This is a genomic window from Paenibacillus taiwanensis DSM 18679 (assembly GCF_000425125.1).
Lineage (GTDB): Bacteria > Bacillota > Bacilli > Paenibacillales > Paenibacillaceae > Paenibacillus_B > Paenibacillus_B taiwanensis.
The window spans coordinates 74,926-87,111 of record NZ_AULE01000024.1 but is presented as its reverse complement, the minus strand read 5'-3'; the positions used below and the strand labels follow the sequence as shown (position 1 = coordinate 87,111).

The window sequence follows — 12,186 nt, the reverse complement described above, 5'->3', positions numbered from 1 at the left end:
ACGCTGCATCAGGTTTGGTTACGGCGGCGCATAAGCAATTGCGACCCGGCAATCAGAATTAAACTTATTATAATTATAAGGGTCGATACCGCGCTGCCGTACCCGTAACGGAACACATTAAATGTACTATTGTACATATAAGAAGCCAGAAGCTCCGTTGCGTGGGCTGGTCCGCCATTTGTCATGACGTAGATCAGATCAAACGCCTTCAGACTGCCTGAAATACACAGCACAATAGTTACCTTGATCGTATCCCATATCATAGGCAGCGTAACGGAGATCAACTTCCGTGTTCCTGAGGCACCATCCATAGCGGCTGCATCGTCCATCTCACTTGGTATGCTGCTTAGAGCCGCAAGGAACATAATAAGATAAGGACCGATAAAGTTCCATATAATTGGGATTGCGATCATCCACATTGCAATTGCAGGGTCAGACAACCACGCTTTTTTCCATTCGCCTAAGCCAACCATGTCTAGCAAACCGTTCAGAAGTCCAATTTGCGGATGATAAATCGTGCTCCAGATGATTCCGATGACGACTGAGGAGAGTACCATCGGCATAAATACGGATGCGCGCACAAAGCGTTGGAACCATGTCCCTTTACGCAGCAACAACGCCAGCAGCAATGCAATCGGAACTTGGCCAAATACCGAGGCAACAACAACGATCAGATTGTTTTTTAACGATAACCAGAAGATGTCATCACCGAGCGCCTCCGTAAAATTGCCGAAGCCCATAAAACGAGCTTCACCGATACCTTTCCAATCGAAAAAACCGTAGTATGCCGACCAGAACACAGGCACAATAACAAACACCGTATAAATAATGATCGACGGAAGAAGACCGAACGTGACAAAGGCACGCTTGGCAGTAAACGTTCGCATCATGATCCTCCCTTCTCAAAGACGAGACGCTATGCCCGCTCTATGCTTATGCTTCGTCAAGCAGCAGGGCATAGCTATCGTCTAAGCAGAATAACGTTGTCCGCTCTCCATCAGCCTTACTTTTGAATGGACTTGGCCTGCGCATCCTGTATTTTCTGTGCAATATCTTGTGGTTTGCCACCCATTAGAAGCTCCTGTAGTCCGTTGTTAACTGCGTCAGCTCCTGCACTAGTTAAAATGGCATCATATACAGGCGTCCGTTGTACTGAATTCATCAGCTTATACACCTTGGCAAATAACGAGGATACTTTGCTTTCATCCAATTCAACTTTGTAACTAACCAGTTGGTTCGCTTCCAATGTGCGTTTTTGCGCGTCTGGTCCCGACATGGCCAAGATCAATTCATGCGCCGCTTCTTTTTTCTTACCTTCTACCTTCTTGCTTAAACCAAGACCTACTCCGACTACACCAGAAGTTGTGTTGGGGTCCCCTTTGCCACCAGGAACAGACGGCAGAACCGTTGCACCCATTTGATCCAGCACTTCCTTAGAAGCATTAGCAGATAAATTCGTTAAAGCCCAGCCACCATCGATCATCATCGCGGCTTGACCTTGTGCAAACATCATTTCCATCTGTGTATTATCAATACTGTTAAAACCTTCTTGGAAAGCACCCGCCTGCTGCAATTGTTGCAGCAATTCCAGTGCCTTAACAAATTCAGGATCTGTAAATTTAGCACCGTCCTGCGCAGCAGCCTTTAGGAACCATTCGCTTCCCGTCACACGATCACCAAGCGATGAGATGATGCTTGATTGCGCCAACCAGGCCGCTTTATTACCAAGCGCAATAGGCGTTACCTTGTTTGACTTCAAGCTTTCGACTGCCTTAATCAGCTCATCCCATGTCTTTGGTACTTGCAATTGGTATTTATCAAAAATGGCTTGGTTGTAATATAAAATTGACGTCGGCGACAAGCCCATCGGCGCACTGTAAATTTGGTTGTCTATCGTAAAGCCGTCAAACGAGCCTGGTAAGAAGCCACTTTTCCATTCTGATTTGCTGTCAAGCAATTCATTAATCGGCTGTAGTAAATCACCACCCTGGAACTCTTTTGTCATCGTTCCTGGCCACATCAGAAATACATCCGGCATTTCGTTTGCCGCAGCTACTGTTTTTAGTCGTGCTTTGTAACCGTCTGGCGGTATCGCCTGAATATTAAGATCTATATTCGGATGGTCATTCTTAAATTTGTCCACAATCTCACGCATCGTTCTTGCCCGAAGATCATCCCCTGTAAAGTTATGCCACAAGGAAAGTGCTACTTTCTCTTCCTTCCCCGTTCCACCATCACTTGTTCCCTTTCCTGTATTCTGACTTCCTGAACAAGCAGTAAATACAGATACAGCCACCATCATAACCAATACGAGCAGCAATGATTTGCGCATGAGAACCCCTCCTGATCTCATTATGTAATGTTCCGTTTTCATGTAACTGTGGAACTAACCTTAGTATAAGTAAGCGTTTACTAAGAGCGTGAGGGAAAATCTTCAGCTTATAGCGGGAACTTATTCAGATTTTTCCTCCCCTATATTCAGTTGGTGTGCATCCCGTATGCTTCTTAAACAACTGCGAGAAATATTTTACGTCCTCGTAGCCAACACTTCGTCCTATATCCGCAACTTTAGCTCCTGATTCCTTTAGCAGCGTACCGGCCCGCTCCATTCGTGCCTGAGTGACAAACTCAATGTAGTTCATGCCCGTCTCTGCTTTGAAGCGTTCACTTAGATGATGCGGATGAATATGAACCTCCCTCGCCACATGCTGTAGCGTCAAGCTTCCATCCGCATGTTCCCGAATATAATGCATAGCTCTTGTTACGATAGAACCTGCCTTCTGATCGGCCAAATCGCGGTAGTATTGTAATACTTCTTGCAATTGAATAAAAATAGCCCGCTCCCACTGCATGCGGTCAGCTCCAGCTGCTGACACCAAGGCATCAGCCCGCCATATGATTGGTTGCAAGGTGTCCGACAATGAATCCGCATATTTCTCCAGCCATCTTCTAGTCCCCGTAACGATGGAGTGAATATAGGCCATTACCGACTCCGGCGTCGCCCGAGGTTCATTCAACAACTGACTTATATGCATCGTTACCCACTTGCGCAACAGGTCAGGATTTCCACCCTTGATGCATTGCACACACCCCGCCTCATCTTCCGCACTAATTAGTACAGGGTAACCATCCCGTTGTTCAGTCTCATGAATATGTATGACGCGCTTGTTAGCAGACACAAGTCTAAAATCAGCAGCACGCTGCGCCTCTTGTGATGAAATAGGGACACGAGTCGGATACAAGCTCGCACTGCCTACGCCCGCAAATAAACGACATTTCAAGTGCTGTTCCACACGCTTGCAAATAGACTCCCAGTCCAGTCCCCAACTACGCTGCACCTCATAACAAACAACAATAAGCCGGCTCTCAGCACGCAGCACTGCACAGCACAAATCTTCCTTCAGCATGTTCTCAACTGCAAACAACAACAATTGCTCCTGTCCGCTGTCCCAACCATCCGCTCGGAGTACCGCCACCTCATAAGAAGGAAGTAACCCCCGCAGCGTTTCTTCCTTATACTCATTAATCATTTCCCCGGAAATACCTTGCTTTTGTTCTTTTCCTTTAAGCAGTGTGGCAGCTGCCAATTCCGCCTCTTGTGAAGATAACGTACCATTCAGCCACATGCGCAGCAGTTGGTCACGATAAGATGCTTCTTTCTTCGCTTGTTCTGCTAACTGCTGCCGCCGAACCAAAATGCGCTCCTTTGCCAGCAGTGCTGCGCGTATAATATCATCGGGTCGACTTGTTTTCAGCAAATAATCGCTAACGCCCTCTCTTAAAGCCTGTTGTGCATAACTAAAATTATCGTAGCCTGTATACACGATCGTTTGCGTGTCTGGACTTTTAGATCGGATAAATGCAGCAAGTGTTAAACCGTCCAGTCCATTCATACGAATATCGGTCAGAACGAGCTGCGGCAGCTCCTGTTCAATAACAGGCATCGCATCCTCCGCTGAGCTGCAAAGTGGAAGCAGCTCAAAGCCAAGCTCCTGCCACGGAATCACTTTAGCTAATCCAGTTCGGATAATGACTTCGTCATCAACAATTAGCGCCTTCATCTTGTCTCCTCCTCGTTCTATTTCAGCATCATTTGAACTGTATGCTCTGTCATACTTAAGAAGCGTTTAGCTGAGATTCGGTCCAATTGCTCATTAAATAAAGTGTTATGACGGTTCCTGCTCCCTGTTTACTGTCCACATGCAGTTGTGCTCGCTCACCGTAATGCAACAAAAGCCGCTTCTGAACATTGTAAAGTCCATATCCTCCGAGCGGCTTCATCTGTGCGGAGCAACCACTCGTGTCTTGTCCAACAGGTGCGTGCAAGGCGGCCTTGTCATCAAACCGATAGTGAGCTAATCGTTCGCGTAGCGCATGTAGTTCCATTTCCGTCATGCCAACGCCATTGTCACAAACACGCAGCCGAATCCAGCCTGGTTCTGGTGTTTCCGCTTCTATCGTCAGCAAACCACGCTGATCCGCTTTAGTTTTAAGCAGGCCGTGAATGATTGAATTCTCAACAAGGGGTTGCAGCAGCAGCTTAAGCATCTGATTACCCATTAATTCGTCTGGAAAATAAGTTTCTACCGTAAATCGATCAGGGTATCGAATGGACTGGATGTATAAATAATTACGAATATGTTCCAACTCCTGCTGAACTGTACACATCTGCATGCCACGATTCAAGCTAAACCGCAAAAAGTCACCTAATGCGCCTACCATATTGGCAATTTGATCGTTGCTGCTCATCCAAGCCATCCATTGAACCGAAGACAACGTATTATATAGAAAATGCGGTTGAATTTGGGCTTGCAGCGCTTGCAAATCGGCCTCAATCTTGGCGGCTTCATTCTGCTTTACCTGCTCGGTCAACTGTCTAATATTTTCATTAAGCAAATTGTAACTCGAAATTAAAGTGCCGATTTCATCCTCTGACTCTACTGGCAATGGACGATACGCTCGTTCCAGTGATACAGCAGGCAAATGGCGCGCAAGTCTAATTAGCGGCTTTGTAACTTGGCGTACAAAATAACCAACCGCACACGCCATTATGACAACTGCCAGAACGACCGCAATAGCAGTTAATTGTAAGACATATCGATTTTGTGCGCTAAACGTATGATGCGGAATTGCCAGATAAGCGTCCCAAGGTACAATGGGTACAGGCGCAGTAATAACAACCTGATTGTCTTCTCCCTCACCAACGCTATTTAATCGTTCTGTCTCATGGCTGTTTGTCATTTTATCGGTCACTATTTTAACAAATGAAGGGGTAATTGAGGTCGAGCTTGCAGCAATAGTACGTCCTTGAGCGTCCTGAACAAGCATTACGGCTCCATCGACAGCAGCATCACGCAAACGCTGTGCAATAACTGCCGTATCAATCCCGATCGACAACATGCCAATCGTCTTAAACGTGTTCATATCCCGAATCGGACGAACTAGAGAAACGGTTTGTTTGATGCCTGAGCTCGTGACCGTTGTCAAGGGAGGTGACCACCACTTCGTATTGTTTTTCCAAAATTGTGGGTCCGTATCGACTTGTTGAAATAACGTAGATTGAAGAATAGTAGTATTCGTCAGTTCTGCATTGCCGTTAAAAGGGATAATGCGGATATCAGATATGTAGGGCTTGGAAAAAGCGAGATTAGTCAGAAATCCAATCATCCGTAAATATTCGGATGCTCCTGATCTCTCTCGTGTTAAATACGATTGTACTTCCTGTTGGCCAATTAGAAACACCGACATATTTTCAACATCTAACACCATCGTCTCAATAATTGCATTAACTTGCCGGAGCGTGTTAACGCCTGTAAGTTTAGCTTTCTCTTCTGTAATCGTGGATGCTGTGTGATAAGAGACCATTCCTAGCAAGATGACGGGCACCATAGTGGCGATAACTAACACAAACGTCAGTTTTCGGTGCAGTGAGCGCGTTAACCATCTCAACATGTGATAGCTCATCCTTTCTATCCTCTCTTTCGGCCCATTATAGCATCTAAAATTTTTGTTTGATCAACAAACTTTTTGTTTGATTGCCTTTCGACATATGCTAAAATGAAAGCAATATCATTTCCAACACCATTTGATTATAACGACAAGTTGCGATGGGAGGAACTATGGAATCCATTAAAGATGAACTGCCTTTTCTACAAGCACTCGTAAAAGGCATCGCTTCGCAATTTGGCGAGAACTGCGAGGTGGTGCTTCACGATTTAACTTTGCCCTATGATCAGACGATTGTCGCTATTGAGAATGGGCACGTAACTGGAAGGTCCGTTGGCGGGCCCGGGACCAATCTGGGACTGGAATTGCTGCGAGGCTCTACCGAGGATGGCAATAAGCTGAACTATGTCACGCAGACGAAAGATGGTCGCTTGCTTCGCTCCACTTCACTGTATATGCGAAATCAGGAGGACAAGATTATCGGTTCGCTCTGTATGAATTTTGATATTACCGATTTGACAATGGCGGAGCATGCACTCCGTTCCATCACGATGAGCGGATTACAGGCAGAGGTGCGCGAATCTTTTGTTACAAATGTGAATGATCTGCTTGATGCCCTGCTGCAAGAAGCACAGGAGGCTGTTGCTAAGCCTGTCGCAGCCATGACAAAGGATGACAAGATGAGGATGATTGGTTTACTCGATCAGAAAGGGGCATTTCTGATCAAGAAATCCAGTGAAAAAATTTGTACCTACCTAGGGATTTCCAAATATACACTGTACAGCTATCTGGATGAGTCTAAAAATACGATAAACACGGGGGATTAGACGAATGACGGAACAAAAGCAAACCTACGGGCAATTAGTTGGCAATGACTCGCCGCCCCTAGATATTCCGGAAGCGGAAACACCATACGTCCTAGTAGATGAACGACGCGTAGATCGCAACATAGATACGATGGCGTTAGCCGCCAAGCGGTGCGGGGTGGCGCTCCGCCCTCACATCAAAACACATAAGATGCCTTATTTTGCACACAAGCAGATCGACCGGGGAGCTACTGGTATTACAGTTGCTAAAGTATCGGAAGCTGAGGTTATGGTGCATGGGGGCATTAAAGACGTCTTTATTGCTTATCCGACCGTCGTCCCCTCTAAAATTAAAAGAATAATAGCTTTAACCACACACGCCCGCCTCATCGTTGGAGTAGACAGTCAGGAGGGGGCTGCTATTCTGGAGCAGGTGGCCGCAGAAGCAGAGACTACACTGGAGGTGCGACTGGAAGTCGATACCGGACTCCGACGCTCTGGAGCCAGAGCATCCGATCTGACAGCTGTTGCATCGTTTATCGCAGCGTGTACACATTTGCGGTTGACAGGTATTTACACGTTCCGTGGTGCTATGCTTAACGGTGAAGCCACCGATGACCTGAAAGCCGCAGGTTTGGAGGAAGGTCAGATTATGGTCAAGCATGCCGAAACATTACGCGAAGCTGGCCATAACATCGTTGATGTAAGCGTCGGCTCCTCCCCGACCGGCATTTATGCCGCGGCAGTAAAAGGTGTAACGGAGATTCGACCGGGAACCTACATTTTTAATGATCGCATGCAATATCATTTTCGTATTGCAGCACAGCGCGATTGCGCAGCTCTTATCGTAGCTACAGTAGTCAGCTGCCCGCATCCTGATTTGATCGTCATTGACGGGGGAAGCAAAGCCTTTGCCACTGACGTACAACCGAATACCGCCCCTCTTTATATGAAAGGTTTTGGACATATTTTAGAAAGTCCGGAAGCGATACTTGAACGACTGTCTGAGGAACATGGCGTCATTCGTCTGAAAGAAGGTCACACCTTCCAAGTCGGTGATCGACTGCACATTATACCGAATCATATTTGCAGCTCGCTGAATTTATATAATTCATTGTGGCTGGTTGGAAATCAACCACCACGGCAGCTCGAAATAAGCGCTAGAGGGCATAGCTGGTAGTTAGTAGCTGTAAACATTATATGTTCATGCCTTTGTTACACTTTTCAAGCAGCATTTCACTGAGCAGCCATTGTATCCCTTTTTATATCCGTTTAGTAATCGCACTCATTACTTCTAAGTGTAGGAGGATGTATCATGCTAGACACGATCATTAAGCACGCCCGCATCGCGGACGGCAGTGGAAACCCCTGGTACTGGGGAGAACTAGGCATCAAAGATGGACGGATTACCCATGTCGGCGGAACGGGCTCCATTGACGTGGAGGCACGGCATGTGCTGGATGCTTCCGGTGATGTGCTTGCACCAGGCTTTATCGATGGCCATTGCCACTCGGATCTGATGATTATGGATTACCCAGAAAGCGGCATTAAGATGCAGCAAGGTGTCACCGCCGAAATTGTCGGCAACTGCGGCCTTGCACCGGCGCCGTTTATCCCTGAGCGCGCAGACCTGCTTCGCGAGTACATTACACCCGTTATCGGCAGTACAAATAAGCCGTGGACGTGGCGCTCCGTTGGTCAATTTATGGATGCCATTCATGCCAGTCGGCCAGCCGAGCATATGGCTACCTACGTTGCACACGGCGCATTGCGGATCGGCGTGATGGGTTTCGAGAACCGACCACCAACAGACGTTGAAATGGAAGCTATGAAGGCCATCGTCCGCGAGGGCATGGAATCTGGCGCCATTGGCTTGTCTATTGGCCTTCTGTACGCACCAGGCAGCTATGCGACCAAGCACGAAATCGCTGAGTTATGCCGTGTCGTAGCCGAATATGGCGGTCTGCTCTCCACCCACATTCGGGGTGAAGGACGTCACCTGCTGCCTTCCATTGACGAAGTCATTTGGATCGCCGAACAATCGGGTGTCTCGCTTCACGTCAGTCACCTAAAAGCTGCTGGACGCAGCAATTGGGGCAAAGTGCTTGAAGCACTCGAGCGGATCGAGTCAGCTCGGGCACGCGGCATGGACGTCACCTGTGACGTCTATCCTTATCATGCCGGCTCAACTACGCTGACAACTGTGCTACCACCGTGGATATTGGAAGGTGGTTTAGCAGGTGTACTCGAAGCACTCAAGCAGCCAGCCATTCGCAAAAAACTGCATGAGGAGTTAGCGGAAGAACAAGAGGATTGGGACAATCTGGTCGCCTCCACTGGCTGGCACAGTGTCGTAATTTCTGCCTTGCAGACGGCAGCTAACAAAATGCTTGAAGGCAAATCGATTGCTGAAGTGGCTGAGCTTCGAGGGGTTCATCCCATTGATGCAATGATGGACTTGCTGCTTGAGGAGAGCGGAAAAATAACGATTGTATATTATCACATGGATAATAATGACATCGAGCAAGTGATCCGTTATTCGCAATCACTGGTCGCTTCAGATAGTCTGCACTGTGAGACTGGTAAGCCACACCCACGGCTGTACGGGACGTTCCCACGTCTGTTTGCTAAATATGTTCGTGAGCGGAAGCTCATCAGCTTGGAGGATGCTGTGAGGAAAGTAAGTTCATTCCCAGCTGCACGTTTTAGACTTGGCAAGCGTGGACTGCTTGTGCCTGGCTATGCTGCTGATCTCGTCTTATTTAACCCGGATACGATCCAGGATCAGGCTACTTTTGAGGACCCACGACAATATCCGACTGGGATTTCACATGTGTTTGTTAGCGGACAATGGACGATGGAACACGGGCAATTCCGTGATGTCTACGCAGGTTCCATGCTGCGCGCTGCAAGTTCAGTGCAGGGCTGCTGTCAACACCATGCTCATTCACAGGCATAAAGCAAGACCTATATTAGCCGTCCTATAGGAGATATTTCTCGTATGGGGTCAATGCAACAGGTTATGCCGCATTAAGTTATGAACACATCGTTTTTTATTTTATTTAAAGGAGACATCATCATGGGACAAATTGAAACACGCTTAAAAGAATTGGGCATTACATTACCGGAGGTTGGTGAGCCAAAATTCTCCTATATTCCGAGTCGCCGTACAGGTAATTTGGTGTATACTTCTGGCATGGACTGTCGGGTCGATGGTGTACTTATTCACGAAGGAAAAGTAGGCTCTGACCTCACTATCGAGCAAGGGCAAGAAGCCGCGCGCCAATGTATTATTAATGCACTGGCCGTTATTAAGAAAGAAATTGGTTCGCTTGACAAAGTTAAACAAGTTGTTAAGATGCTTGCTTTTGTGAACAGCGCCCCTGGATTCGGTGATCAGCCTTACGTTATCAATGGCGGCTCCAATCTTTTGATTGAAGTATTTGGTGATGCTGGTCGTCATGCGCGCTCTGCGATCGGTACAAGTGACCTGCCGTTCCACACACCGGTTGAGATTGAGATTATCGTTGAAGTAGCAGATGAATAATTGTAAACTTATACGCGATTAGTCATCAGGCATCTGATTCCCGCAGACTGTTCTCTACAGTTCTAGCGAATCGGGTGCCTTTTCGATTATTTATTGACGTGTTGGCCCCCATCTTCCACCTCACACCTTTTAAACTATCCATCGTGTAATATAATACCATTTGACCATAATTAAGGTTTGGCGTTATGTTAAATACATTCATATCTCATGCTTCGCCACACAAAAGCATAGAAGCGTGTAAGCGAGAAAGCATTTCGGACATACAGCTGCTCTTTTATACAATAATGCTCGTTGTATGTACATTGCAGACTCACTGCTAAGTGGGCGTTCATATAAAGGAGAGGACATGATGGATTCACAGCACCAAACGGAAACAAAACAACCTCTAAAATCGGTTACATTTAGGCAAAGCAGCATTATTTTTATCGTTGTTATGACTTGGATCTTCTTTACGATATTAGGCTTGGGCGCAGCTCCACATATGCCGTTGTTGATTGCTGCCGCCGCAACTGGAATATTGCTCATGTTATTTGGCCAAAGGTGGGATCGAGTAGAACAAGCGCTTATTAAAGGACTTCATTCCTCTATTCAGCCTGCCATGCTGCTCATCCTGATCGGAATTTTGATTGCAGTATGGATGATGAGTGGAACAGTGCCGACTCTGCTTGTGTACGGTACTTCCTTATTTCAGCCGGAATGGTTTGCGCTAAGTGCCATGCTGCTTACTGTGGTCGTGTCTATGTGTGTAGGCAGCTCCCTTACTACAGTAGGTACATTCGGTGTTGCTCTAGTCGGTATTGCTTCATCGATGGGTCTTAATCCTGCACTCATTGCAGGCGCGGTCGTGTCAGGTGCATGCTTTGGGGATAAAATGTCCCCTTTATCCGATACAACTAATTTTGCTTCAGCCGTAGCGGGTGTTAAAATGACGGATCATATTCGTAATATGACTAAAACAACCGTCCCTGCCTTTCTGATGGCTTGTGCAGCATTTGTTATATGGGGACATTCGGACTCCGCTGACATGAATCAATTAGTGGTGATGAAACAAGCCATACAAGCTGCATTTCATATTCATCTCGTTACACTTCTGCCGCTTGTCATGGTTATGATCGCTGCAATAAAGCGTGTCCCGATCGTATTAACGATGCTAGCTGGAATTGCAGCAGGTCTACTCGTAACCGGCTTTGTCCAGCATAACTGGAATATTGGGGAATGGCTTCAAGTGATGCAAGCAGGTTATAACGGTACATTCCAAAATGAAGCTGTAGCCGCTATCGTCAACCGAGGTGGCGTGCAATCGATGATGTGGTCGATTTCTCTCATTGGGATTGCGTTTGCCTTTGGCGGTCTTTTGCAGCATGGAGGTGTCATTCAAGCACTTTTCACCCGCTTAATTGCGCCTGTAAAATCAAAAGAATCACTGGTCGTATCCAGCGGTCTCAGTTCAATCGGTGTGAACTTAATGACAGGTGAACAATATATGTCCATCTTGCTGCCAGGTCAAATGTTTAAAGAGGAATATGAACGGCGCGGTATTCCTCGCCTGACCCTATCACGGACATTGGAAGATTGCGGTACGCTCATTAATCCGCTTATCCCTTGGGGTGTGAGTGGGGCCATGATGACAAGTGCATTAGGCATGAATGTACTCGATTATACACCTTATGCCTTTTTCCTTTGGATTTCGCCTGTTTGTACATTCGCATTTGCGCTGCTTCCTGGACTGAAACGTAACACATTGCAGGAAAAATGATTTTGCATTTCAAACGTGATTTCAACAACAATACATACCACAACTGGTGTGGTGGTATGTATTGTTACATTCGATCATCTTAAATTAAAATGCTGCACTTACTACATCATGCCCCCCTTAAATTACTCTTG

At 46.7% G+C, this 12,186-nt stretch carries 9 protein-coding genes; 5 read left to right on the top strand and 4 right to left on the bottom strand.

Features of this window, described 5'->3' with window-relative positions; all coding sequences use genetic code 11:
- Positions 1-8: 8 nt before the first annotated feature.
- The 4 genes from H509_RS0104865 to H509_RS24305 form a co-directional block, all read right to left on the bottom strand.
- The gene (locus H509_RS0104865) at positions 9-887 is read right to left on the bottom strand and encodes a carbohydrate ABC transporter permease (protein ID WP_028544086.1); all 879 of its coding nucleotides are present in this window, start codon (positions 885-887) and stop codon (positions 9-11) included.
- A gap of 116 nt (positions 888-1,003) precedes the next feature.
- Complete coding sequence (locus H509_RS0104860) at positions 1,004-2,332, bottom strand: extracellular solute-binding protein (protein WP_028544085.1); 1,329 nt, start codon at positions 2,330-2,332, stop codon at positions 1,004-1,006.
- A 124-nt stretch (positions 2,333-2,456) separates the two neighbouring features.
- Complete coding sequence (locus H509_RS0104855) at positions 2,457-4,061, bottom strand: helix-turn-helix domain-containing protein (RefSeq protein ID WP_028544084.1); 1,605 nt, start codon at positions 4,059-4,061, stop codon at positions 2,457-2,459.
- A 55-nt stretch (positions 4,062-4,116) separates the two neighbouring features.
- Positions 4,117-5,952, bottom strand: coding sequence for a sensor histidine kinase (locus H509_RS24305; RefSeq protein ID WP_036696284.1), 1,836 nt, complete (start codon positions 5,950-5,952; stop codon positions 4,117-4,119).
- 167 nt (positions 5,953-6,119) lie between these two features.
- Here H509_RS24305 and H509_RS0104845 point away from each other — a divergent pair, with 167 nt between their 5' ends.
- The 5 genes from H509_RS0104845 (at position 6,120) to nhaC (ending at position 12,055) form a co-directional block, all read left to right on the top strand.
- A complete protein-coding gene (locus H509_RS0104845; protein WP_028544083.1) occupies positions 6,120-6,773 on the top strand; it encodes a helix-turn-helix transcriptional regulator in 654 nt (217 codons plus the stop codon).
- A gap of 4 nt (positions 6,774-6,777) precedes the next feature.
- Positions 6,778-7,932, top strand: a complete 1,155-nt coding sequence (locus H509_RS0104840) for an alanine racemase (protein WP_028544082.1) — start codon at positions 6,778-6,780, stop codon at positions 7,930-7,932.
- 135 nt (positions 7,933-8,067) lie between these two features.
- Positions 8,068-9,711 (top strand): N-acyl-D-amino-acid deacylase family protein, encoded by a 1,644-nt coding sequence (locus tag H509_RS24300; RefSeq protein WP_051286823.1) that lies wholly within the window; start codon positions 8,068-8,070, stop codon positions 9,709-9,711.
- 120 nt (positions 9,712-9,831) lie between these two features.
- A complete protein-coding gene (locus H509_RS0104830) occupies positions 9,832-10,299 on the top strand; it encodes a RidA family protein (RefSeq protein WP_028544081.1) in 468 nt (155 codons plus the stop codon).
- A gap of 295 nt (positions 10,300-10,594) precedes the next feature.
- The gene (gene nhaC / locus H509_RS0104825) at positions 10,595-12,055 is read left to right on the top strand and encodes a Na+/H+ antiporter NhaC (RefSeq protein WP_342663633.1); all 1,461 of its coding nucleotides are present in this window, start codon (positions 10,595-10,597) and stop codon (positions 12,053-12,055) included.
- Positions 12,056-12,186 lie beyond the last annotated feature (131 nt).

Bases quoted from the DNA above. Each gene is read 5' to 3' on its own strand.
- H509_RS0104845 (WP_028544083.1), top strand. From the start codon at position 6,120: ATGGAATCCATTAAAGATGAACTGCCTTTTCTACAAGCACTCGTAAAA.
- H509_RS0104860 (WP_028544085.1), bottom strand. From the start codon at position 2,332: ATGCGCAAATCATTGCTGCTCGTATTGGTTATGATGGTGGCTGTATCT.
- H509_RS24305 (WP_036696284.1), bottom strand. From the start codon at position 5,952: ATGTTGAGATGGTTAACGCGCTCACTGCACCGAAAACTGACGTTTGTG.
- H509_RS24300 (WP_051286823.1), top strand. From the start codon at position 8,068: ATGCTAGACACGATCATTAAGCACGCCCGCATCGCGGACGGCAGTGGA.
- H509_RS0104865 (WP_028544086.1), bottom strand. From the start codon at position 887: ATGCGAACGTTTACTGCCAAGCGTGCCTTTGTCACGTTCGGTCTTCTT.
- nhaC (WP_342663633.1), top strand. From the start codon at position 10,595: ATGTACATTGCAGACTCACTGCTAAGTGGGCGTTCATATAAAGGAGAG.
- H509_RS0104855 (WP_028544084.1), bottom strand. From the start codon at position 4,061: ATGAAGGCGCTAATTGTTGATGACGAAGTCATTATCCGAACTGGATTA.
- H509_RS0104830 (WP_028544081.1), top strand. From the start codon at position 9,832: ATGGGACAAATTGAAACACGCTTAAAAGAATTGGGCATTACATTACCG.
- H509_RS0104840 (WP_028544082.1), top strand. From the start codon at position 6,778: ATGACGGAACAAAAGCAAACCTACGGGCAATTAGTTGGCAATGACTCG.